The sequence below is a fragment of the Polynucleobacter brandtiae genome (assembly GCF_002797575.1).
Classification (GTDB): Bacteria; Pseudomonadota; Gammaproteobacteria; order Burkholderiales; family Burkholderiaceae; genus Polynucleobacter; species Polynucleobacter brandtiae.
Genome location: NZ_PGTX01000001.1, coordinates 551,992 through 574,116, shown reverse-complemented (window position 1 = coordinate 574,116; position 22,125 = coordinate 551,992). Strand labels below are relative to the sequence as shown.

The following is a 22,125-nucleotide window of genomic DNA, read 5'->3' as shown; positions in this document are numbered from 1 at the left end:
TTAAACAAATCAATTGTTTCAATCCACGATTTTATGAGTGTCACACTTGCCATCGATGCTATGGGCGGAGATCATGGTTTGATTGTGACCGTCCCAGCCTGTTGTGATTTTCTGGAAAAACATGCTGATGTAAACATCACCTTAGTAGGTGATGCTGATTTGATCAGGCAAGCCCTAGATCGATTTCCCAAAGCGCCCACCGAGCGTATTCATATTGTTGCCGCTAGCGAAGTCGTCTTAATGGATGACTCGATTGAGATAGCCTTACGCCGCAAAAAAGACTCCTCAATGCGCGTGGCCATACAGCAAGTGAAGAACGGCGTGGCTGATGCCATCATTTCCTCTGGAAATACCGGCGCCTTGATGGCGATTTCTCGTTATATTCTCAAAACATTAGATGGCGTTGATCGCCCAGCCATTGCTGCTGCGATCCCCAATGAAAAAGGTTTGGGCACTACCATGCTTGACCTTGGTGCCAATGCCGATTGTGAGCCAATGCATTTAGTGCAATTTGCGCAAATGGCTAACGTGATGGTGCAAGTGGTGGAGGGTAAGCAAAACCCTTCCATTGGCCTTTTGAATATCGGGGAAGAGTTGATTAAGGGTAACGAGGTTGTGAAGCGGACAGGGGAACTTCTTCGCGCAAGCAGCTTAAACTTTTATGGCAATGTTGAAGGCGATGATGTTTTTAAGGGCACCACAGATATCGTAGTGTGTGATGGCTTTGTGGGTAACGCTGTGCTTAAGGCGAGCGAGGGTCTGGCAAGGATGATGAGCGGTTTGATTAAAAGTGAATTTAATCGATCTTGGCTTACTAAGCTGATGGCTGTCTTTGCCATGGTGCCTTTGCTGCGTGTGCGCAAACGAGTAGATCATCGGCGCTACAACGGGGCGGTACTATTGGGGTTGCGGGGTTGTGTTATCAAAAGTCATGGCTCCGCAGATCGGATTAGTTTTGGTTTTGCTCTGGACCGCGCCTATGAAGCGGCAAAAAATCGTATGGTCGAGCGAATTGCGCAGGCTTTTGTTACGGATAGATTGTTATGAATACCTATTCACGAGTAGCGGGAACAGGAAGCTATCTTCCTGAGCAACGGGTGAGCAACCAAGACCTTGTCGAGCGCCTAGCAAAGATTGGTATTGAAACGAGCGATGAGTGGATTATGACTCGCAGTGGTATCGCTGCTCGCCACTTTGCAGCTGACAATCAACTCACTAGTGATTTAGCGGTGAAGGCGGCGGAAGCAGCGTTGATGAGTGCAGGCTGCACCTCTGCAGATCTTGATCTCATTATCCTGGCAACCTCGACTCCGGATCATTTGGGTGGATTTCCGAGCACCGCTTGTGTTGTCCAAGATAAATTAGCCGCTCACAATTATTGCGCAGCTTTTGATGTGCAGGCTGTCTGCGCTGGTTTTACTTATGCGCTAGCAATTGCAGATGCATTTATTCGTACCGGTAGCTATAAAAAAGTATTGGTACTTGGTGCGGAAACATTTTCTCGTATTCTGAATTTCGAGGATCGTACTACTTCAGTTTTATTTGGGGATGGTGCTGGCGCCGTAGTCTTGGAAGCTTCTACTGAGCCTGGAATATTGGCCACTGCTCTACATGCGGATGGTTCCCAGCGAGATATTTTGTGTGTTCCTGGTCGTGCTGGTCACGGTCAAGTGCACGGCTCTCCTTTTATGACAATGGATGGGCCCGCAGTATTTAAGTTGGCAGTGAAGGTGCTTGAGCAAGTTGCCCATGAGGTTCTTGAAAAAGCGAATCTCAAGCCAGAGCAGATTGATTGGTTAGTACCGCATCAAGCTAATATCCGGATTATGGAGAGTACGGCTCGCAAGATGAACATGTCTATGGATAAGGTCATTGTGACGGTGCATGAGCATGGCAACACTTCGGCCGCCTCTATTCCGCTTGCTCTGGATGCAGGTATTCGGTCTGGGCAAATTCAGCGCGGTCAACATCTTTTATTAGAGGGTGTTGGCGGTGGCTTTGCTTGGGGCGCCGTAGCCGTTAAGTATTAAAGAGCTTCGTTCGATTTATTTATTTACATAACTACTCATAAAACTTGGCGACTGATCCCATGACATTTGCTTTTGTATTTCCAGGCCAAGGCTCCCAAGCTGTTGGAATGCTCAATTCAATCTCTGGCCGTCCTGAAGTGCGTGCCACCCTACAAGAAGCCTCTGAAGCTTTGGGTGAAGATATTGCAAAGATGATTGCGGAAGGTCCGGCAGAAACCTTGGCTTTAACTACCAATACACAGCCCGTCATGCTCACGGCAGCAATTGCGTTTTATCGTGCTTGGTTGGCCGCTGGTGGCGCGATCCCTAAAATAGTCGCAGGGCATAGCCTCGGTGAATACTCCGCTTTGGTTGCAGCTGGTGTTATTTCGTTTAAAGATGCCGTACCTTTAGTGCGCTTTCGTGCTGAAGCTATGCAGTCGGCAGTGCCAGTGGGTACAGGCGGTATGGCCGCAATTCTGGGCCTAGATGATGCCATCGTGAGCACTCTTTGCGCAGAAGCGGCGGCGCTCTCTGGCGGAGTAGTTGAGGCGGTAAACTTTAATGCGCCAGGGCAGGTAGTAATCGCTGGCGGTAGTGATGCGCTTGCCAAGGCTTGTGAGTTATTAAAAGCAGCCGGTGCAAAGCGTGCGCTGCCCTTGCCTGTCTCAGCCCCTTTTCATTCATCTTTATTGCAGCCAGCCTCTGAAAAGCTCAAAGCCTATCTGGCCAATGTTGAGTTTAAGGCGCCTACCATTTCAGTTATCAATAATGTGGATGTGCAAACGTTGCAGGATGTTAATGCTATCAAGGATGCCTTGGTGCGCCAAGCTGCGATGCCGGTGAGATGGCATGAAACGATTAATGCGATGGTGCAGCAGGGCGTGACTCAAGTGATGGAATGTGGACCTGGCAAAGTACTGGCAGGCTTAACTAAGCGTATTAATGACAAGGCTATCGGTATACCAATGTTTGATGAGACTAGCCTCAATGATGCGCTAGCAGCAGTGAAATAATCATTCAGTAAGAACGAAAGACAAAAAATGAATCTCGATTTAAGCGGACAAATTGCACTAGTAACTGGCGCATCGCGTGGTATTGGTCAGGCGATTGCAGATGAGCTTGTGAAATGCGGTGCTAAAGTGATTGGTACAGCCACCTCGGAGGATGGGGCTAAAGCGATCAACGCCCGTTTACAAGCGAGCGGTGGCCGGGGCGAAGTATTGAATGTTACGGATCCAAAGGCATGTGAAGCCATCATTGATTTGATCGTGAAGGATTTTGGTGGAATTGGTATTTTGGTCAATAACGCGGGCATTACTCGTGATCAATTGGCTATGCGAATGAAGGCCGAAGAGTGGACCGATGTCATTGATACCAACTTAAGCGCTGTGTTTCGTTTGTCCCAAGCAGTGATGCGGCCGATGATGAAGGCGCGTACGGGTCGCATTATTAACATCACCTCGATTGTTGGTCATATGGGTAATCCTGGGCAGGCGAATTATGCCGCTGCCAAAGCAGGTGTTTCTGGTATGACTCGTGCTTTAGCTCGCGAAATCGGTAGCCGCAATATCACGGTTAATTGCGTAGCCCCAGGGTTCATTGACACTGATATGACGCGTGCTTTGAGTGAGGAGCAGCAAAATGCCCTGAAGGCCAATATCCCTTTAGCGCGCCTTGGCAGCCCCGAGGATGTGGCTCAGGCAGTGGCATTTTTGGCCTCTCCAGCTGCGGGATACATCACTGGTAATACCTTGCATGTCAATGGCGGCCTTTATTTAGCCTAAATATAACTAGAGATTTGGTCATTTTTTGGCGGATTTGCTAATTTAGCTCGCCAAGCTGATAAAATTCCTTCATCATTTTTTTACAACCCTTGGGGGATTTAATGGATAACATCGAACAACGCGTTAAGAAGATCGTCGCTGAGCAATTGGGCGTCGCTGAAGGAGACATCAAGAATGAATCTTCTTTTGTGAATGACCTGGGTGCAGACTCTCTTGACACTGTTGAGCTCGTAATGGCTTTAGAGGATGAATTTGGTATTGAGATTCCGGACGAAGAGGCTGAGAAGATCACTACAGTTCAGCTCGCTATAGACTTCGCTCAATCCAAAGCTCAGGGTTAATTCCCTAGCTTAGTTCAAAGCAAATACTGTGTCAGCATCAAATGGCCGACGCCGGGTAGTTGTTACCGGTTTAGGTCTGATTTCTCCAGTTGGTAACTCTGTTGATGTAGCTTGGTCCAATGTCCTTGCGGGCAAGTCGGGCATTGCTACCATTACTAAGTTTGACCATACACCGCTGAGCGTGCATTTCGCTGGCGAAGTTAAAGACTTTAATGTTGAGGAGTATGTGTCCGCTAAGGAAGCGCGGCACATGGACACGTTTATTCATTTTGGTATCGCCGCTGGCGCACAAGCTATCCGTGATAGTGGGATCGTGGTCACAGAAGAAAATGCAGAACGTATTGGCGTCATGGTTGGCTCCGGTATTGGCGGTCTGCCAATGATTGAAGCGACGGGTGCTGAATTGTTGGCACGTGGTCCTCGCCGTATTTCCCCGTTCTTTGTGCCTGGATCCATTATTAATATGATTTCTGGGCACTTAAGCATTTTATTTGGGCTTAAAGGCCCAAATGTAGCGGCAGTCACTGCCTGCACAACAGGTTTACATAGCATTGGTTTGGCAGCACGCTTGATTCAATACGGTGACGCCGATGTCATGGTTGCTGGTGGCGCTGAATCTACTATTTCTGCTTTGGGTGTTGGCGGCTTTGCCTCGGCTCGCGCCTTGTCTACTCGCAACGATGACCCAGCAACTGCATCACGCCCTTGGGATAAAGACCGTGATGGTTTTGTCTTGGGTGAAGGTGCTGGCGTCCTGGTTATTGAAGAGTATGAGCATGCCAAAGCACGCGGTGCTAAAATTTACTGTGAGCTTTTAGGGTTTGGTATGAGTGGTGATGCATACCATATGACTGCCCCTAATATGGATGGCCCACGTCGTTGCATGGTTAACGCAATGCGTGATGCAAGCCTGAATTCAGATCAAATTCAATATATCAATGCCCACGGTACATCAACTCCACTGGGTGATAAAAATGAGACTGGTGCTATCAAGGCGGCCCTTGGTGATCATGCCAAGAAGGTCTTGATCAACTCTACAAAATCTATGACCGGTCACCTTTTGGGCGGCGCAGGTGGGTTGGAGTCTGTATTTACGATCTTAGCTTTGCATCATCAGAAATCCCCACCAACGATTAATATTTTCAATCAAGATCCCGAATGTGATTTGGACTACTGCGCCAACACCGCTCGTGACGTGAAAATTGAACATGCCGTTAAAAACAACTTTGGCTTTGGGGGTACTAACGGCACCTTGATTTTCGGCAAATTGACCTAATATCTACTTTAGGTTGTCTCCTTAATACATTGATTCATTACTGGTTTTTACCAAGTAGGCCTATTGCATTATGAAAAAGTACTTAATTGCGCTCTTAGTTATCGTCAGCTTTGGGCAAATCCCCATGGTTTCCTCCTCCTTCGCGCAGGTGTCGAGGGTCTCTGTACCCGATTTCGCTGATCTCGTTGAGCGAGCTAGCCCTGCAGTGGTGAATATTCGCGTGACAGAAAAGGTGGCTGCCCAGCAATCACAGGGTGGTATTCCGGGAATGCCTGAAGATCAAGCGGAATTCTTCCGTCGCTTCTTTGGTGTGCCTATTCCGGGGTTACCAGGGGGACCGAAGCAAGCACAGCCCAACCCTGGCAAGCCACAAGAGTCTGATCGCGGCGTTGGGTCTGGCTTTATTATCGACTCTAATGGGTTAGTTCTGACCAATGCCCATGTTGTTGAGGGCGCCAATACTATTTATGTCACCTTAACTGATAAACGTGAATTTAAGGCCAAATTATTGGGGATGGATAAGCGCACTGACGTAGCTGTTCTCAAGATTGATGCTCGCGATTTACCTAGATTACCTTTAGGTGACTCTTCAAGGGTGCGAGTGGGAGAGTGGGTTCTAGCCATTGGATCTCCATTTGGGCTTGAAAATACCGTGACTGCTGGCATTGTGTCGGCTAAGAGCCGTGATACAGGCGATTACTTGCCATTTATTCAGACTGACGTTGCCGTGAACCCGGGTAATTCAGGCGGCCCTTTAATTAATACTGCTGGTCAAGTGATCGGTATTAATTCTCAAATTTTTAGCCGCTCCGGTGGCTATATGGGCATATCTTTTGCGATTCCGATTGATGAGGCAATGCGGGTTGCAGATCAGTTGCGCTCCAACGGAAAAATGACTCGTGGCCGCATCGGTGTGGCTTTAGGTGAAATGACGAAAGAAATCGCAGAAAGCTTGGGCCTAGGTAAACCTCGTGGGGCCTATGTCCGCAATGTCGAGCCAGGCGGCCCGGCTGCTGCTGGTGGCATTGAATCGGGTGATGTCATTCTTAGTTTTAATGGGCGTGATATTGCTAAGTCCACTGATTTACCCAGAACTGTCGGAGAGACAAAGCCTGGCACCAGTGCGGCGGTACAGGTTTGGCGCAAAGGGGCTTCGAAGGACTTAATGGTGAGCGTCATTGATATGGATGCTGGTCAAAGCCCTCTTAAGAAGGCGGATAGCTCAAATTCCGGCACTGGCAATGTTGGTACCCTTGGGGTGGCGGTAGCAGAGCCATCTGACGGAAAGAGGCGAGAGCTCAATATTCGTGGCGGCGTAGAGGTCACTGGCCTAGGTGAAGGCCCCCTAGTTCGGGGAGGGGTCCGTCCCGGTGACGTGATTATTCGAATTGCAGATACCGACATCACGGGGGTTAAGCAATTTGAGGCTCTATTAAAGGGTTTGGACGTCAATAAAACCGTACCTGTTTTTGTGCGACGAGCTGATAGCACCTTAATCATCCCGGTTAAGCCAAAATAGGTATTAATAACCCTTTTTAAGTAAAAGAATGGGCTTGGCGCCAATTTGGCGCCACCCATTACAATCAACTCAAGACGACTTTTTGCAGCGCATCATTGGGGTGCGTTCTGAAAAAGCGTTTTTTTGAATGACTATTTAGACGCTATGGATTTAATCCGAAATTTTTCTATCATCGCCCATATTGATCACGGTAAATCGACGCTTGCCGATCGGATTATTCAGTTGTGTGGCGGTCTTTCCGACCGAGAGATGGAGGCCCAGGTTCTGGATTCGATGGATATCGAGCGTGAGCGTGGCATCACCATCAAAGCCCAAACAGCGGCCCTGTCCTATAAGTCAAAAGATGGCAACACTTACAACATCAATTTAATTGATACCCCTGGGCATGTTGATTTTTCATACGAAGTGAGTCGTTCGCTGTCTGCCTGTGAGGGCGCTTTATTGGTAGTGGATGCTAGTCAAGGTGTCGAGGCACAAACCGTTGCCAATTGCTATATGGCTCTAGAGTTGGGTGTTGAGGTTGTGCCAGTACTGAATAAAATTGATTTACCTCAGGCTGATCCAGATCGCGCCAAAAAAGAAATTGAAGATGTCATTGGGATTGATGCATCAGATGCAGTGACATGCTCGGCTAAAACGGGCCTAGGCGTTCAAGAAGTCATTGAAGAAATGATTGCTCTTGTCCCTCCTCCAAAGGGGAGTCCCACGGATCCACTGCAAGCATTGATCATTGATTCCTGGTTTGATAATTATGTCGGTGTAGTCATGCTGGTGCGTGTTGTCAACGGCACTCTCAAAACAAAAGAAAAAATCACCCTTATGGCAAATGGCTCAAGTCATTTAGTCGAGCATGTCGGTGTATTTAGTCCGAAGTCTGTTGATCGTCCAGAGCTATCTGCTGGCCAAGTAGGATTTGTCATTGCGGGCATTAAAGAGTTAAAAGCCGCTAAGGTAGGTGATACCGTCACCCATTCCCCTGGACAGCAAGGCAGAGTCCCTGCCACAGCACCACTGCCTGGTTTTAAAGAGGTTAAGCCGCAAGTATTTGCAGGCTTATATCCTGTTGAGTCAAGTGAGTATGATCAGTTACGCGAATCCTTAGAGAAGCTGCAGTTAAATGATGCCTCGCTGCTGTATGAGCCAGAGGTGTCTCAAGCCCTAGGTTTTGGATTTCGTTGTGGTTTCTTGGGATTACTCCATATGGAGATTGTGCAAGAGCGCTTAGAGCGCCAGTACGGCATGAATCTCATAACTACTGCACCAACGGTGGTGTATCAGGTTGAGCATTCTGATGGTTCGGTCACACTGGTGGATAACCCGTCGAAGATGCCAGAGGCGAGCAAAGTTAACACCATTCTTGAGCCGATAGTAACGGTTAATCTTTACATGCCGCAAGAGTATGTGGGCGCGATCATCACATTATGTGTTGGTAAGCGCGGGGTACAAATGGACATGAACTACCTTGGCCGCCAGGTAAAACTCACATATGAGTTGCCTATGGCAGAGATCGTATTGGATTTCTTTGACAAAATGAAATCTATCTCACGCGGCTATGCCTCGATGGATTATGAGTTTAAGGAATATCGACCAGCCGATGTAGTGAAGGTAGATATTTTGATTAATAGCGAGCGAGTCGATGCTCTGTCGGTGATTGTTCACCGTAGTAATAGTCAGCATCGTGGGCGTGAAGTAGTTGCCAAGATGCGCAATATTATTCCTCGTCAAATGTTTGATGTCGCTATTCAGGCGGCAATTGGTAGCAATATTGTCGCCCGTGAAAACGTCAAAGCTTTGCGTAAAAATGTTTTAGCCAAATGTTATGGTGGAGACATCTCCCGTAAACGTAAATTGTTGGAAAAGCAAAAGGAAGGCAAGAAGCGCATGAAGCAAGTTGGTAATGTGGAAATTCCACAAGAGGCTTTCTTAGCTATTTTGCAGGTAGACGACTAATGAACTTCGCACTTATTCTATTTATCCTGGTGATCATTTCAGGTATTGCCTGGGTTGCTGATCGACTTTACTTCGCCCCGCAACGACGTGCTGTAGGCATCGATCGTATGCCTTTGTGGCTTGAATACACGGCAGGATTTTTTCCAGTGATTTGCGCTGTCTTTGTGTTGCGCTCGTTTATTGTGGAGCCGTTCAAAATTCCTTCGGGGTCGATGATTCCGACTTTACAGATTGGGGACTTTATTCTAGTGAATAAGTTCACCTATGGCATTCGCTTGCCAGTGATAAATCAAAAAGTAGTGGAATTGGGCTCACCAAAACGGGGTGACGTCGTCGTCTTTCGCTACCCCCGCGATGAATCAGTGGATTACATTAAACGGGTTGTAGCCCTGCCTGGCGATACGATCCATTATCAGGACAAACGATTAACAGTTAATGGTCAGCCTTTGCAGTACAGCGGTGGTGAATCTTATCTCGATCCTGAAAACATGCGTTATGCCAAGCGTTATACAGAATCCTTCCCCGCGGATTTGGGGGGTAATCGGCATGAGATTTTGAATGATCCTGAACGCCTAGCCGGTAGCTTTCCGGCCGAACGTTTTCCTGGGTTTGAGAATTGCGAATATCAAAATGCAGGTCTTACTTGTAAGGTACCAGCGGGGCATTACTTTGCTATGGGTGATAACCGGGACAACAGCGCTGATTCACGTTACTGGGGATTTGTGCCCGATAAAAACATTGTGGGTAGAGCTTTCTTTGTTTGGCTCAATCTTGGTAACTTAGGTCGTATCGGTGGCTTTGAGTAAAGCGATGAACGCTCGAGCCGTGATGGGAACTGGTCCTTTGCAGGCGCAGCTGGGCTATACCTTTAAAAAATTAGAATTGCTTAATCAAGCCCTAACGCATCGCAGCCATAGCAAGAAAAATAATGAGCGTTTAGAGTTTTTAGGAGACTCCATTCTCAATTGCGTCGTCGCAGAAATGCTTTACGAGCGCTATGCTGATTTAGATGAGGGGGACCTTTCACGTGTACGTGCTAACTTAGTGAAGCAACAGGCCCTGTATGAAATTGCTCAATCACTGTCCCTATCAGACTATCTACGTCTGGGGGAGGGTGAGCTCAAGAGTGGCGGATTTCGTCGGCCATCTATTCTCGCTGATACGCTAGAGGCTGTTACCGGAGCAATCTTCTTGGATGGTGGATTTGATGCTGCCAAAATCTGTTTGCGTCGACTTTATTCGATTATTTTGGCTAATGTAGATCCTAAGACTTTAGGAAAAGATGACAAGACTTTGTTGCAAGAGTGTCTGCAGAGCTATCAGTTGCCTTTGCCAACGTATAACGTTACCGGAACTACTGGTGCAGCACATAATCAGCAATTCGAGGTAGAGTGTTTAATTCCCAATTTGAAGGTATCGGTTAAAGGCGATGGTGCCTCACGTCGCGCGGCAGAACAATCTGCTGCAAAATTGGCATTAGTGCTGGCACAGAAAGCCTTGCTACAAGAGTTGGGTAAGCCGAAAAAAACGCGCGCTGCAAAAAAGAATGCAGCAAAAAAAGTAGCAACAGAAGAGCAGTTAAATCTTAAGCTGAAGGGCTAATCGTGTTTAGATGCGGCACCATCGCCATTGTTGGGCGTCCTAATATGGGTAAATCTACCTTATTAAATGCCCTGGTTGGCCAAAAAATAAGTATTACTTCTCGTAAGGCGCAAACCACACGCCATCGTATTTTAGGAATTCAGAATCGCGAGGAGGCGCAGTTTATCTTTATTGATACGCCGGGCTTTCAGACTAGATTAATGAATACTTTAAACAAGGCTTTGAACCGCACAGTGACAACTGCATTGCAAGATGTCAATGTTGCTTGCTATGTCGTTGAGGCTGGATACTTTGGTGAGGATGATAAAAAAGTATTACGCTTATTGCCTAATGATTTACCAGTGGTATTGGTGCTTAATAAATTGGATTTATTTAATAGTCGTTTTCAGACGCCTTCTGAGCGTGATCAAGCCTTGCTCAATTTTATGAAAGAGATGAGCCAGCCATGGAGTGATCTTGGTGGTCATGAGGATCAAAACAAGTGTGAGTTTTCCGAGATCGTTCCGATGAGCGCAAAAAGCCCTGGGGATGTTCAGCGCTTACTTGATGTGCTCGAAGGCTACCTGCCTGAAGGCGAAGCTATTTACGATGGTGATACGGTTACTGACCGTAGTGAACGTTTTCTGGCAGCTGAAATTTTACGTGAAAAAGTATTTCGTTTCACGGGTGAGGAGCTCCCTTACACCAGCTCAGTCGTGATTGATCAATTTAAGATGGATGGCAAGATGCGTCGCATTGCCGCAACCATCCTGGTGGATCGAGACAGTCATAAGGCGATGATTATTGGCGCAAAAGGTGAGCGCTTAAAGAAGATTTCTACCGATGCCCGTATCGATATGGAAAAGCTATTTGATGGCAAGGTTTTCTTAGAAACTTGGGTCAAGGTAAAGCGAGGTTGGGCGGATGACCGCGCCGAATTGCGAGCACAGGGTCTAGAGTAAATTCTATGGCTTCTATTCGGGTTGCTGACGAACCTGCTTTTGTCTTGCACAGCATTCCTTATAAGGAGACCAGTTTAATTCTGGATGTTTTTACACGGCAGTATGGTCGTATGGCCTTGATTGCTAAAGGTGCTAAGCGTCCACACTCTGTATTGCGACCAGTTTTACAGCGATTTCAGCCTCTCTTAGTTTCCTGGAGTGGTAAATCAGAGCTCAGGACGTTGACTAAATCAGAGTGGGTGGGTGGCACCCCCTCTCTAGTGGGCGATGCCTTACTTTGCGGTTTTTATCTCAATGAATTGCTGGTGAAATTTCTAGCGCGTGAAGATGATTACGAAAGACTGTATGACCACTACACCGACACCATCTCTGCGCTGTCTAATCTTGAGTTTCAATCCAAGGGCTTAGAGGAAATTCTGCGCCCATTTGAGTTAACCCTGCTCCAGGAGACGGGTTATGCTGCAGCCTTAGACCGCTGTGTCGAGACCAATAGCGCCCCGATATCGAATGAGCAGTATGTCTACCAACCCGAGCGTGGTGTGAGGCCAGCTCAGAGCGATGATCCCGGTCATTGGCCTGTTCTTAGCGGCAGATCTTTGTTGGCCATTGCTGTTGGTGACTTTTCTGATGTGGATACTCTTGCTGAGAGTAAGCAGCTGATGCGCTTTTTACTGGGCCTACATTTGCAAGATCAAGTGTTGACAACCCGTCAAATTTTAATTGACCTCAAGAAAATCTAGTAATCTATTGATATGCATACGACATCAACCACTATCCCAAGGCTAGAGCTTGGAATCAATATTGATCACGTAGCTACTGTGCGCAACGCACGGGGCACTGTTTACCCCGATCCTCTAAAGGCCGCTCGTTTGGCAGAGGCAGCAGGAGCCGATTTAATTACCTTACATTTGCGTGAAGATCGTCGCCACATTAAAGATGCAGACCTATTGGCCTTACGTCCTTTAATTAAAACCCGCATGAACTTAGAGTGCGCCGTTACTCCAGAGATGATTCATATTGCCTGTGAGGTGAGGCCTGACGATGTTTGCCTGGTTCCTGAGAAACGAGAGGAAGTCACTACTGAGGGTGGCCTTGATGTGTTGACCCATTTTGATATTGTCAAAGCGGCCACTACTCAACTTAAAGCAGCCGGTATTCGGGTATCCCTCTTTATTGACCCAGAACAAAAGCAAATACAAGCCGCTAAAGATGCGGGGGCTACTGTAGTCGAATTACACACGGGTCGTTATGCGGATTTGAATGGCGATCAACAGAAGCAGGAGTTAGAGCGCATTCGTAAAGCTGCGCAGTTTGGTGTGAGTATTGGTTTGAGGGTTAATGCCGGGCATGGTTTGCATGAGGGTAATGTAATCCCTATGGCAGGTATTCAAGAGCTATCGGAGCTCAATATTGGACATGCTATTGTTGCCGAGGCCTTGTTCAAGGGTTGGCAAAAGGCGATTACGGATATGGCGTTACTCATGGCCCAAGGCCGCGCGCACGCTTAACGGATTTTTATCTCCCCATGATTATTGGTATTGGTACAGATATCTTGCAAATTGAACGCCTTCAGGCCGCTTATGATCGAACTCAAGGGCGTCTTGCTGAAAAGGTATTGGGGCCCGATGAGATGATCGTCTTCAAACAGCGTCTTAGTAGAAATCATAAACGAGGCATTGCTTTTTTAGCTACACGCTTTGCTGCTAAGGAGGCTTTCTCCAAGGCTATTGGGCTAGGTATGAGAATGCCTATGGCATGGCGGTTACTGCAAACACTCAATGAGCCTAGTGGTAAACCGATCACCTCTTACCGAGGAGCCCTAGCAATATTTATGCAAGAGCGTAATTGGGAGGCTCAGGTAACCGTTAGTGATGAGCTTGATATGGCGATTGCGCATGTCATCGTGATTCAAAAATAAGCAAAAATAAGCAACTACTTTAATATTGAAGATCATCAATGAGTAAATCTAATATGAAGCCGGGCCCCATTACCCTAGATGTCATGGGTCTTGAACTGAATGCAGAGGATTGCGGCCGCATAAAACATCCTCTGACTGGTGGCGTTATTTTATTTGGTAGAAACTTTGCTAATCGTCAGCAGCTGAGTAGGCTGACGGCACAGATCAAAAGTTTACGCCCCGATGTATTGATCTCGATTGACCATGAGGGTGGACGGGTACAGCGTTGTAGGGTTGATGGTTTTACCCATTTACCAGCAATGCGTCGATTAGGTGATTTGTGGTCGATCAAGACTAAAGGTATCCATCCTGCTCAATCTGCAGCTACTGCAATGGCTGCAGCTACTGCTTGTGGTTATGTTCTGGCTTCTGAATTGCGATCCTGTGGTGTGGACTTTAGCTTTACCCCAGTCTTGGATTTGGATTTTGGTCGTAGTGCAGTCATCGGCGATCGGGCTTTTAGTCGTGATCCACAAATTGTATTTGCCTTGGCTAAAAGCCTTAATGAAGGTTTACGCTTGGGCGGCATGGCCAATTGTGGAAAGCATTTTCCGGGCCATGGCTGGGCGGAGGCCGATTCTCATGTAGCGATTCCAGTCGATGAGCGTTCATTAAATGAGATCCTCAACGATGATGCCAAACCCTATGACTGGTTAGATTTAAGTTTGTCGGCTGTCATGCCGGCGCATGTGATTTATCCAAAGGTAGATAAACATCCCGCTGGATTTTCTCAGGTTTGGTTGCATTCTGTACTACGTCAAGACTTGGGATTTGAGGGGGTGATCTTTAGTGATGATCTATCGATGGAGGGCGCTAGTGTTGCGGGCTCTGTTGTAAAAGGTGCCCAATTAGCGCTTGATGCTGGGTGTGATGCAGTGCTCATTTGTAACCGTCCCGATCTCGCCGATCAATTACTCAATGAGCTCACGGTGACAAAAGCAAAGCAAGCTGAGTCGATGACTCGTTTAAATCGTCTAATGCCTCAATCTTCAGCGCTATTATGGAGTCCTCTACAGAAGGAGGCTGAGTACCAACACGCTAAGGGCCTACTAAAGCAGCTCAAGCTTATTCAGTAATTAATAGTCGATAAGCAATACAGCATAAAAAAAGCCCGGCACGCCGGGCTTTTTACTGATAAGTTAAAGCGTTACTGATCAGTTGGCACGACTACGGTATTCGCCGGTACGAGTATCGATTTCGATCTTATCGCCAGTGTTGCAAAATAAAGGCACCTGCAATTCATAGCCTGTAGCTAATTTTGCTGTTTTTAATACCTTGCCTGAGCTAGTGTCGCCCTTGACTGCTGGCTCTGTATAAATGATTTCACGAACCAAAGAGTTTGGCATCGCTACAGAAAGAGCCTTACCTTCATAGAACACAACTTCACATGGCATACCTTCTTCTAGGTAATGCAATGCATCACCCATAAAATCAGATTCCACTTCGTACTGGTTGTATTCAGTATCCATAAAGACATACATTGGATCTGCAAAGTAAGAGTAGGTGCACTCCTTCTTATCAAGGATCACAACGTCAAACTTATCATCCGCTTTAAACACGCCTTCGTTTGGCGCTCCGGAAAGTAAGTTTTTAAACTTCATTTTCACAACAGAAGAGTTGCGGCCTGAGCGGCTATATTCTGCTTTTAAAACGACCATGGCATCAGTGCCGATCATTACTACGTTACCTACGCGGAGTTCTTGTGCTGTTTTCATCGTGCTAGTCCTGATTGCAGAGTAAATGATCTGCGGTTTATATCAAAAACAAGATTGTAACCGCCCAGTGGCCTAATCTGCAGAAGATCAGGCTACAAAGCCTAGTAGACGGGCAGTTAGACCGCCATCAGCCTGTTTTCTCAGTAAATCAGCACGCCAAGCCTGCGCATGGATGCTCCAGGGCTCTTGGGAGTGCATCCACTGGCTGGGTAGGGCCCATGTCATGGCAGCGGTAATGGTGATTCTCAGATCTGGCTGACTCTCCTTTAAATACAAATCCAGAAAAGCGGACAGTTTGACTTCATGTGCGCGATCCTCTTGTGGGTAGATGTTCCATATAAAGGGCTTGCCTGCTAGTTGCGCCCGAATAAAGGAATCTTCCCCTCGAACGATGTTGAAGTCACATTGCCAGAGCACCCAGTCGTATTCATCTTGGGATACAAAAGGAATGGAAATCAGTTTGAGGCAATCGGGGAGTGTGATGGTGTTGCCGGCACTCAGCCTTAATTGCTCTAACTGACCATGTGTCAAGACAATATCTACGTTTTCACCCAGTGTCCCAAGGTCGCTTAGCCACTTTAGTAAGGGGGCGCTAGGATAGCAAAAGACGCTAATCCGTCTGGTATTGGGCCGTAATTGTGACCAGCTTTGTTTAAGGCTTTGCGGTATGGGTGCTTTAACTAATTCAGGTAGCTTTGGAATGGGATCGAGCAAAATACCGCCGGCATTCGTCTGAAAGCCTGGAAAGAAAAAATACTTGGAAAGGCCGTGCGCCTGAGGAGAAGCTTTCCCATGAAAATCCACCACCCAAGGTTCGGCACTGAGATACTCTAAATTAATAATGATGGGCTTCTTGGGAGCAATGAGAAGACCCGCGATATAACGCTCGGGTAATTTGCATCCGAAAGCCTCTATAACAATATCGGGCGCAATAATGGGGTGGCGACTATGATCTAAGCTTGCTTCCCAGGGTAGTAATTGGATTGATCGTTTAAGTTGCTCATCTACACCAGAAGCGAGTAAATTAAGAGTTTGCAGGTCGTCACAAAAAATACGCACCTCTTGGCTGTGAAGACTTGTTAAGCTTCTCGCTAGACGCCAGCAAACACCAGCATCACCATAGTTATCGACGATTTGACAGAAAATATCCCAACGCATGAGTAATTCGCTTTTTGAAACCCTTTATCAGGATGTTAAACGGCTACCCGGATTACCGGGGGTCTATCGCTTCTTTGATGAAGCGGGACATATTTTGTATGTCGGTAAAGCCCGCCACCTCAAAAAACGGGTCTCTAGCTACTTTCAGCGAACGCAGCTTTCACCCCGTATTCAGCTAATGGTGGGCAAAATTGCTCGCTATGAAACTACGGTAACACGCTCAGAAACAGAAGCATTAATTCTTGAAAACAATCTCATTAAGGAGTTGGCTCCGCCTTTTAATATCTTATTCCGAGATGATAAATCTTATCCGTATGTGATGTTAACAGGGCATCAATTTCCAAGGTTAACTTCTTATCGAGGAAAGATTGACAAACGGAATCAATATTTCGGGCCATTCCCGAATTCATGGGCGGTACGTAACAGCGTGCAAATTTTACAAAAAGTTTTTCGCCTGCGCACCTGTGAAGATTCAGTATTTAAGAACCGCAGTCGCCCCTGTTTGTTGCACCAAATTCATCGTTGTAGTGCACCTTGCGTAGGGCGCTTGAGTGTTGAGCAATACGGCCAGGATGTAGCGCAAGCAAGTCGTTTCCTAAAGGGAGATCACGGTCGAGTCTTGTCTGAGCTTGAAAAAGAAATGCACGTCTACAGCGAAGCAATGGAGTTTGAGATGGCTGCAGTCTTGAGAGATCGTATTGCTGATCTCTCTGGTGTCTTACAGCAACAATCGATGGATACGGTAGCCGATGGCGAGGGCGATGTAGATGTAATTGCCGTTGCGCAAATGGAGGGTGTAGTTTGCGTGAACTTAGCCATGATTCGAGGCGGGCGTCACTTAGGTGATCGTGCTTATTTCCCCAAAGGCTTACGCTCCCAAGCTGGTGAGTTGCCGCCGCCCACAGAAATTTTAGAAGCGTTCATTGCTCAGCATTATTTAGAGGACAAAGTAGATGATAGCGAAGCTACGGCCAATCTCATACCCCCAGTCCTTATTTTGAATCATCCTTTACAAAGAGCAGGCGATGATGGGATGGTATTGGATGAGGTGCCACCAGAAAGCTTACATGATCTTCTGAATGCGCAGGCGGGTAAGCGCATTACGTTTTTGCATCAACCTCAAGGGCAGAGGCGTCACTGGCTTTCAATGGCAGAGGGGAATGCCAAGATTGCTATCGCTAAACGGCTAGTAGAGACTGGCGGTCAATTAGCCAGAGCAAGATCATTGGCTGATATTTTGGGGCTCGAGTTAGAAAGTCTAGAGCAGCTTCGAATTGAATGCTTTGATATAAGTCACACCTCAGGCGAGGCAACGCAAGCCTCTTGCGTGGTGTATGCAAAAAATACGATGCAAAATAGTGAGTACCGTCGCTTTAACATTAATGACATCACGCCTGGCGATGACTACGCAGCGATGCGTCAAGTATTGCAGCGCCGTTATGCTAACTTTCAGGAATTGCCGGTTGAGAAATTGCCTCAAGTCATTCTGGTAGACGGAGGTAAAGGTCAGGTAGAGATGGCAAGACAAGTACTTTCTGAATTCGGTATGGACATTAGTTTGATTATGGGTGTTGCCAAAGGGGAGGGGCGTAAGGTCGGCTTAGAAACTTTAATATTTGCTGACGGCCGTAAATCTCTAGAATTGGGTATTGATAGCCCCGCCTTATTATTGGTTGCCCAAATTCGAGATGAGGCCCATCGCTTTGCTATTACAGGGATGAGGGCGAAGCGCGCAAAAGCCAGAACGGTTTCTCAGTTAGAGGAAATTGAGGGTATTGGTGCAAAGCGTCGACAGAAGCTGCTCGCCCGCTTTGGAGGGCTACGCGGTGTATCTAATGCCACGATTGAGGAACTGGCTGGTGTCGAAGGCATATCTACAGCCTTGGCTGGGCAAATTTATCGACAGCTACATTGACTTCCTCAGGCCAGCCGATTGGTTTATCCTTTAGCCATGCCCTTTAATCTACCTATTGCGCTTACTTGGTTGCGCGTTGCCGCAATCCCGCTCTTGGTTGCAGTGTTCTATCTTCCGAATAGCTGGCTTTCTCCCCTTGAGAAAAATATTGTTGCCACGGTTATTTTTGTGTTCGCTGCGCTGACTGATTGGTTGGACGGTTTCTTGGCGCGCCGTATGAAGCAGGAGTCTGCGTTTGGTCAATTTCTTGATCCTGTGGCGGATAAGCTCATCGTTGCTGCGTCGCTATTAGTTCTGCTCAATATGGATCGCGTTCAGGTCTGGGTAGCCCTCATTATTATCGGACGTGAAATCACCATCTCTGCCCTTCGGGAGTGGATGGCGCTCTTGGGGGCTGGAAAAAGTGTTGCGGTTCATCTGGTGGGGAAGTTGAAAACGACCGCACAACTCATTGCCATTCCTTTTTTACTGCTAAATGACATTTTATTTGGTTGGCTAGATTGCGCCCGATTGGGGACTTGGCTTATCTGGATTGCCTCTTTTTTAACGCTTTGGTCGATGTTCTATTACCTGAAGAAGGCTTTGCCTCAGCTGATTGATAAAGCCCAATAAAGGCCGTTGCCTCAATTTATAAAAGGCTCTAGCAAATAATGTAGGTCTAATATTGCTGGTCTTTGCAAGTATTAGTGACCTTTAGCCAATTGTTTGTTAAACTGTTGCCCTGTTATGCGGGAATAGCTCAGCTGGTAGAGCGATACCTTGCCAAGGTATAGGTCGGGAGTTCGAACCTCCTTTCCCGCTCCAAGTTCGATGGGAAGCCCTGAAAAGCTTCCCATTTTTGATTTTAGTTTTCTGGCGCGTTGGCCGAGTGGTTAGGCAGGAGCCTGCAAAGCTTCGTACGGGGGTTCGATTCCCTCACGCGCCTCCAGTGATGCAGTTTGGCGGTGATGATGTTTCACCTAAAATATTTTATGCCAAGTATTTCGTCAATTTTTTTACTGGAGCGAGAGCATGATTCAAATACGCCGACTCAAATTCATTGCAGCAATAGCGGCATCTTTATTTTTGCTGCCTTCATGCGTATCCTCAGGCGACTCACCAACGGGCACTCCAAGTGAAGTACAAGAAATTCAAGCTCAACTTTTGGGTGATATGCCCTTACCTGCGGCATCCAGGATTATTGGCTCTGATTCCCTGATTATTGGGCGCGGCGATAGTTGGGTGGGTCGAGTTGTTTTGTCGGGCGTGCAATCTCCCACAGACATTTACGCCTTCTTTCAGGCGGAATATCCCAAGGTAGGTTGGACGACGATTAGTGCGGTGAAGTCTAAGACTAGTATTTTGGTTTTTACTAAAGGCGATCGCACATCTACAGTGGAAGTGACTGAGGGTTCTTTTGCTGGTCCAAAGACCATCATCACCATTACCGCATCGCCTAAAAATGCCAATGTGATTGCACCGATTAAAAAGTAACTTTTCCCCGCAATTGAAAAAGGCCTCACTAAGAGGCCTTTTGTTTAGGGTCCACGGCTTATAGCCCACCAGCCCGAATTAACCCAACTGCTTGTCCTTCAATAGCAAAATTAGATTGCCGGCTATCGACGAGAATATTTTTGAAGTCGGGGTTTTCAGCTTGTAGCTCTACCACCATGCCACCTGCAGTTTGCTTTTGGTTCCAACGTTTGACGGTAACTTCATCGTCTAGGCGAGCAACAACAATATCGCCATTACGAACTTCGGTAGTTTTCTTTACTGCCAAGTAATCGCCATCCAAAATCCCTGCGTCACGCATGCTCATTCCGACAACTTTCAGCAAGTAGTCTGCGCCCTTGCTAAACAAGCTTGGGTCAATCGGCACTTGTTTTTCAATATGCTCGATGGCCATGATGGGAGAGCCTGCAGCAACACGACCAATAAGGGGGAGTGTGAGTTGTTGAAGCGCGCCAGAGGGCAAAGACATCTGGCGATATTTATTAGGATTGTGCGATTGATTAAAGCGCTGTGGAATCCGAATGCCACGAGAGGTTCCTGGGGTCAGTTCGATATAGCCTTTTTTTGCCAAGGCACGTAAATGTTCCTCGGCCGCGTTAGCCGATGCAAAACCTAGTTGATTGGCAATTTCTGCGCGCGTAGGTGGGGAGCCGCCTTCATCAATGGCATTAGTAATTAAGTCCAAAATCTGACTTTGGCGTGAAGTTAGCTTTGGGAGGGCAGTCAGCTCCTCAGTAAATTCAACTGTATTTATGTCCATACTGGGATTGTATACAGCACAATTTGATAATTCAAGGAGTTTAGAGGGGAAGAAGCGGAAGATAATGCGATATGAGTCTACATTCACCAAATACTGAGCAATCTCCCCATATTTTGATTTTGGGCATGGGAGGCACTATTGCAGGGATTGCCCCTAACCCTGAGCAGAACCCCTTGCAATATCGTGCTGGACAGGTCGATATTCAGGATCTAGTAGGTCAGGTTCAACAGGCTGTTCCTGAAAATCTAAAGCTGATTGCTCGCCAAGTCGCTAACATCAACAGCCGAAATATGAGCGAAGAGCTTATGACAGAGCTTGGTTTAGTGGTTCAGCAGGCCCTCACTGACGCCGCAGTAAAGGGGATAGTCATTACTCATGGCACTGATACGATGGAAGAGACGGGTCTATTTCTTCAGGCGACATGTGGAAAATTAGCGCTTAAGCAAAGTAAGAGGGTGATTATTACTGGCTCTATGCTTCCCGGTAACGCACCACATGCTGATGGACCATCTAATCTGCTGGATGCCCTAGGGTGGGCATCTACCCCGCCAGAGAACTGTCCTGGCGGAATTTATGCGGTGATCAGTGGGCGTGGTTGCTTGGCGATGGATTTAGCAAAACGCCATGCTACGGCCTTGAATGCCCCCATACAGAGCTCCCCTTCTAGCGCTGTAAACCTGATTAACCCCTCATGGCTTTCTGGAGTGAGGGCAGTTCAGGCTGCCTGGATTGAAGATTTTCCGATCCCTGGCGCGGGTGATTGGCCTTGGGTAGAGATTTTGACTAGTCATGCCGGTGCCCGCAGTCAAACGATTAATCACTGGCTAACCAGCCGGGTTGAGGGATTGATACTGGCGGGCTCGGGATCAGGGGGGGTTCACGATGCTTGGAAAATCCCTCTAGAGGAGGCTCTTTTAAAACAAGTTGCCTTAGTCAGAACAAGTAGGACGGGGGCTGGGCATACTTTAGCTAACATTCCGGAAATAGATTTAGCGGGATGCATGGCCTCAGGGGCGCTTTCTGCTCCGAGAGCCAGAATTGCCTTGCAATTGGCGCTCTATGCAGCAAAGCAAGCAAAAATAGAGGGAAAAGGCCTGACTTGGCAAGATTTTTTTGCTAGAATAGCGGGCTTACCAGTAATTCAGTAAGGCAGTAAAAATAGCAGTAAATATGCAGTAACAATGCAGTTAATTCGTTGTAAGAAATACCTACAATTTGTTACTACCTTGTCACACTGGCGCTCATTTCACAACCATCAGAAATGAGTAACAACACCAGGTGACTTTATCCTTAAGGAGTGTTTGATGCGTCATTATGAAATCGTCTTTATCGTCCACCCGGACCAAAGCGAGCAAGTGCCTGCAATGATTGATCGCTACAAAGCGACATTAGCGGCAGCCGGTGGCAAGGTTCATCGTATCGAAGATTGGGGTCGTCGTCAGATGGCTTACATGATTGATAAGCTTGCTAAAGCCCATTACGTTTGTATGAATATTGAGTGCGACCAGAAAACACTGGATGAGCTCGAGCATGCATTCAAATTTAACGATGCTGTTTTGCGTCACCTCATCATCAAGACGAAGAAAGCTGAAACTGAGCCTTCCATCATGATGAAAGAAGTGAATCGTGAAGAAGCGCGCAAATCAGCCCAAACCGAAGCTCCTGCAGTTACTGCAGCAGCAGCGGCTTAAGTTAGAAATTTGA

Annotated in this window: 23 protein-coding genes and 2 tRNA genes; 22 read left to right on the top strand and 3 right to left on the bottom strand. The window is 47.2% G+C overall.

The window, feature by feature from the left end:
- Window positions 1-33 precede the first annotated feature (33 nt).
- The 15 genes from plsX to nagZ all read left to right on the top strand — a co-directional run bounded on the left by plsX (window position 34) and on the right by nagZ (window position 14,458).
- Window positions 34-1,047 carry a phosphate acyltransferase PlsX gene (plsX, locus tag B0G85_RS02960; RefSeq protein WP_100378929.1) on the top strand — a complete coding sequence of 338 codons (1,014 nt, stop codon included), beginning with the start codon at window positions 34-36 and terminating at the stop codon, window positions 1,045-1,047.
- Window positions 1,044-2,030, top strand: a complete 987-nt coding sequence (locus tag B0G85_RS02955; RefSeq protein ID WP_100378928.1) for a beta-ketoacyl-ACP synthase III — start codon at window positions 1,044-1,046, stop codon at window positions 2,028-2,030. Before plsX ends, B0G85_RS02955 begins: the two co-directional genes overlap by 4 nt.
- 59 nt (window positions 2,031-2,089) lie before the next feature.
- The gene (gene fabD / locus B0G85_RS02950) at window positions 2,090-3,025 is read left to right on the top strand and encodes an ACP S-malonyltransferase (protein ID WP_100378927.1); all 936 of its coding nucleotides are present in this window, start codon (window positions 2,090-2,092) and stop codon (window positions 3,023-3,025) included.
- Between the two features lie 27 nt (window positions 3,026-3,052).
- Complete coding sequence (gene fabG, locus B0G85_RS02945) at window positions 3,053-3,796, top strand: 3-oxoacyl-ACP reductase FabG (RefSeq protein WP_100378926.1); 744 nt, start codon at window positions 3,053-3,055, stop codon at window positions 3,794-3,796.
- A 101-nt stretch (window positions 3,797-3,897) separates the two neighbouring features.
- Window positions 3,898-4,137: an acyl carrier protein gene (gene acpP, locus B0G85_RS02940; RefSeq protein WP_071464736.1), complete on the top strand. Its 240-nt coding sequence runs from the start codon at window positions 3,898-3,900 to the stop codon at window positions 4,135-4,137.
- 28 nt (window positions 4,138-4,165) lie between these two features.
- A complete protein-coding gene (gene fabF, locus B0G85_RS02935; RefSeq protein WP_100378925.1) occupies window positions 4,166-5,413 on the top strand; it encodes a beta-ketoacyl-ACP synthase II in 1,248 nt (415 codons plus the stop codon).
- A 70-nt stretch (window positions 5,414-5,483) separates the two neighbouring features.
- Window positions 5,484-6,932, top strand: coding sequence for a DegQ family serine endoprotease (locus B0G85_RS02930; protein ID WP_100378924.1), 1,449 nt, complete (start codon window positions 5,484-5,486; stop codon window positions 6,930-6,932).
- 144 nt (window positions 6,933-7,076) lie between these two features.
- On the top strand, window positions 7,077-8,882 hold the full coding sequence (gene lepA, locus B0G85_RS02925) for a translation elongation factor 4 (protein ID WP_100379162.1): 1,806 nt from the start codon (window positions 7,077-7,079) through the stop codon (window positions 8,880-8,882).
- A complete protein-coding gene (lepB, locus tag B0G85_RS02920) occupies window positions 8,882-9,688 on the top strand; it encodes a signal peptidase I (protein ID WP_100378923.1) in 807 nt (268 codons plus the stop codon). Before lepA ends, lepB begins: the two co-directional genes overlap by 1 nt.
- A 22-nt stretch (window positions 9,689-9,710) precedes the next feature.
- A complete protein-coding gene (gene rnc, locus B0G85_RS02915) occupies window positions 9,711-10,484 on the top strand; it encodes a ribonuclease III (protein ID WP_232725932.1) in 774 nt (257 codons plus the stop codon).
- A 44-nt stretch (window positions 10,485-10,528) separates the two neighbouring features.
- Window positions 10,529-11,425 (top strand): GTPase Era, encoded by an 897-nt coding sequence (gene era, locus B0G85_RS02910; protein WP_232725908.1) that lies wholly within the window; start codon window positions 10,529-10,531, stop codon window positions 11,423-11,425.
- A 5-nt stretch (window positions 11,426-11,430) separates the two neighbouring features.
- The gene (recO, locus tag B0G85_RS02905; RefSeq protein ID WP_100378921.1) at window positions 11,431-12,165 is read left to right on the top strand and encodes a DNA repair protein RecO; all 735 of its coding nucleotides are present in this window, start codon (window positions 11,431-11,433) and stop codon (window positions 12,163-12,165) included.
- A 12-nt stretch (window positions 12,166-12,177) separates the two neighbouring features.
- On the top strand, window positions 12,178-12,933 hold the full coding sequence (locus B0G85_RS02900) for a pyridoxine 5'-phosphate synthase (protein ID WP_100378920.1): 756 nt from the start codon (window positions 12,178-12,180) through the stop codon (window positions 12,931-12,933).
- Between the two features lie 17 nt (window positions 12,934-12,950).
- The gene (acpS, locus tag B0G85_RS02895) at window positions 12,951-13,343 is read left to right on the top strand and encodes a holo-ACP synthase (protein WP_100378919.1); all 393 of its coding nucleotides are present in this window, start codon (window positions 12,951-12,953) and stop codon (window positions 13,341-13,343) included.
- 38 nt (window positions 13,344-13,381) lie between these two features.
- Window positions 13,382-14,458 (top strand): beta-N-acetylhexosaminidase, encoded by a 1,077-nt coding sequence (gene nagZ, locus B0G85_RS02890; protein ID WP_100378918.1) that lies wholly within the window; start codon window positions 13,382-13,384, stop codon window positions 14,456-14,458.
- A 78-nt stretch (window positions 14,459-14,536) separates the two neighbouring features.
- On the opposite strand, the gene efp is transcribed toward nagZ, so the two are convergent.
- Window positions 14,537-15,097 (bottom strand): elongation factor P, encoded by a 561-nt coding sequence (gene efp / locus B0G85_RS02885; protein WP_100378917.1) that lies wholly within the window; start codon window positions 15,095-15,097, stop codon window positions 14,537-14,539.
- 87 nt (window positions 15,098-15,184) lie between these two features.
- A complete protein-coding gene (gene earP / locus B0G85_RS02880) occupies window positions 15,185-16,255 on the bottom strand; it encodes an elongation factor P maturation arginine rhamnosyltransferase EarP (protein ID WP_100378916.1) in 1,071 nt (356 codons plus the stop codon).
- Here earP and uvrC point away from each other — a divergent pair.
- The 5 genes from uvrC (at window position 16,254) to B0G85_RS02855 (ending at window position 19,643) form a co-directional block, all read left to right on the top strand.
- Window positions 16,254-18,170, top strand: coding sequence for an excinuclease ABC subunit UvrC (uvrC, locus tag B0G85_RS02875; RefSeq protein ID WP_100378915.1), 1,917 nt, complete (start codon window positions 16,254-16,256; stop codon window positions 18,168-18,170). The two genes, earP and uvrC, sit on opposite strands and share 2 nt — an antisense overlap.
- A 36-nt stretch (window positions 18,171-18,206) precedes the next feature.
- Entirely contained in the window at window positions 18,207-18,782 is a 576-nt protein-coding gene (gene pgsA / locus B0G85_RS02870) for a CDP-diacylglycerol--glycerol-3-phosphate 3-phosphatidyltransferase (RefSeq protein ID WP_100379160.1), read from the top strand.
- Between the two features lie 116 nt (window positions 18,783-18,898).
- A tRNA-Gly gene (locus B0G85_RS02865) sits at window positions 18,899-18,974 on the top strand.
- Between the two features lie 50 nt (window positions 18,975-19,024).
- A tRNA-Cys gene (locus B0G85_RS02860) sits at window positions 19,025-19,098 on the top strand.
- An 83-nt stretch (window positions 19,099-19,181) separates the two neighbouring features.
- On the top strand, window positions 19,182-19,643 hold the full coding sequence (locus B0G85_RS02855) for a hypothetical protein (RefSeq protein ID WP_100378914.1): 462 nt from the start codon (window positions 19,182-19,184) through the stop codon (window positions 19,641-19,643).
- A 58-nt stretch (window positions 19,644-19,701) separates the two neighbouring features.
- Here the strand turns inward: B0G85_RS02855 and lexA are convergent, their stop codons facing one another.
- Entirely contained in the window at window positions 19,702-20,421 is a 720-nt protein-coding gene (gene lexA / locus B0G85_RS02850; RefSeq protein ID WP_100378913.1) for a transcriptional repressor LexA, read from the bottom strand.
- A 71-nt stretch (window positions 20,422-20,492) separates the two neighbouring features.
- Between lexA and B0G85_RS02845 the strand changes: the two genes are divergently transcribed.
- Both B0G85_RS02845 and rpsF read left to right on the top strand, forming a co-directional pair.
- On the top strand, window positions 20,493-21,569 hold the full coding sequence (locus B0G85_RS02845; protein ID WP_100378912.1) for an asparaginase domain-containing protein: 1,077 nt from the start codon (window positions 20,493-20,495) through the stop codon (window positions 21,567-21,569).
- 156 nt (window positions 21,570-21,725) lie between these two features.
- On the top strand, window positions 21,726-22,112 hold the full coding sequence (gene rpsF, locus B0G85_RS02840; RefSeq protein WP_100378911.1) for a 30S ribosomal protein S6: 387 nt from the start codon (window positions 21,726-21,728) through the stop codon (window positions 22,110-22,112).
- Window positions 22,113-22,125 lie beyond the last annotated feature (13 nt).

Coding starts and splice junctions, on each gene's coding strand:
- pgsA (WP_100379160.1), top strand. CDS start 18,207: ATGCCCTTTAATCTACCTATTGCGCTTACTTGGTTGCGCGTTGCCGCA.
- B0G85_RS02855 (WP_100378914.1), top strand. CDS start 19,182: ATGATTCAAATACGCCGACTCAAATTCATTGCAGCAATAGCGGCATCT.
- lepB (WP_100378923.1), top strand. CDS start 8,882: ATGAACTTCGCACTTATTCTATTTATCCTGGTGATCATTTCAGGTATT.
- rpsF (WP_100378911.1), top strand. CDS start 21,726: ATGCGTCATTATGAAATCGTCTTTATCGTCCACCCGGACCAAAGCGAG.
- fabD (WP_100378927.1), top strand. CDS start 2,090: ATGACATTTGCTTTTGTATTTCCAGGCCAAGGCTCCCAAGCTGTTGGA.
- acpP (WP_071464736.1), top strand. CDS start 3,898: ATGGATAACATCGAACAACGCGTTAAGAAGATCGTCGCTGAGCAATTG.
- B0G85_RS02955 (WP_100378928.1), top strand. CDS start 1,044: ATGAATACCTATTCACGAGTAGCGGGAACAGGAAGCTATCTTCCTGAG.
- nagZ (WP_100378918.1), top strand. CDS start 13,382: ATGAGTAAATCTAATATGAAGCCGGGCCCCATTACCCTAGATGTCATG.
- lepA (WP_100379162.1), top strand. CDS start 7,077: ATGGATTTAATCCGAAATTTTTCTATCATCGCCCATATTGATCACGGT.
- fabG (WP_100378926.1), top strand. CDS start 3,053: ATGAATCTCGATTTAAGCGGACAAATTGCACTAGTAACTGGCGCATCG.
- acpS (WP_100378919.1), top strand. CDS start 12,951: ATGATTATTGGTATTGGTACAGATATCTTGCAAATTGAACGCCTTCAG.
- uvrC (WP_100378915.1), top strand. CDS start 16,254: ATGAGTAATTCGCTTTTTGAAACCCTTTATCAGGATGTTAAACGGCTA.
- earP (WP_100378916.1), bottom strand. CDS start 16,255: ATGCGTTGGGATATTTTCTGTCAAATCGTCGATAACTATGGTGATGCT.
- B0G85_RS02900 (WP_100378920.1), top strand. CDS start 12,178: ATGCATACGACATCAACCACTATCCCAAGGCTAGAGCTTGGAATCAAT.
- rnc (WP_232725932.1), top strand. CDS start 9,711: ATGGGAACTGGTCCTTTGCAGGCGCAGCTGGGCTATACCTTTAAAAAA.
- lexA (WP_100378913.1), bottom strand. CDS start 20,421: ATGGACATAAATACAGTTGAATTTACTGAGGAGCTGACTGCCCTCCCA.
- plsX (WP_100378929.1), top strand. CDS start 34: ATGAGTGTCACACTTGCCATCGATGCTATGGGCGGAGATCATGGTTTG.
- recO (WP_100378921.1), top strand. CDS start 11,431: ATGGCTTCTATTCGGGTTGCTGACGAACCTGCTTTTGTCTTGCACAGC.
- efp (WP_100378917.1), bottom strand. CDS start 15,097: ATGAAAACAGCACAAGAACTCCGCGTAGGTAACGTAGTAATGATCGGC.
- B0G85_RS02930 (WP_100378924.1), top strand. CDS start 5,484: ATGAAAAAGTACTTAATTGCGCTCTTAGTTATCGTCAGCTTTGGGCAA.
- B0G85_RS02845 (WP_100378912.1), top strand. CDS start 20,493: ATGAGTCTACATTCACCAAATACTGAGCAATCTCCCCATATTTTGATT.
- era (WP_232725908.1), top strand. CDS start 10,529: ATGGGTAAATCTACCTTATTAAATGCCCTGGTTGGCCAAAAAATAAGT.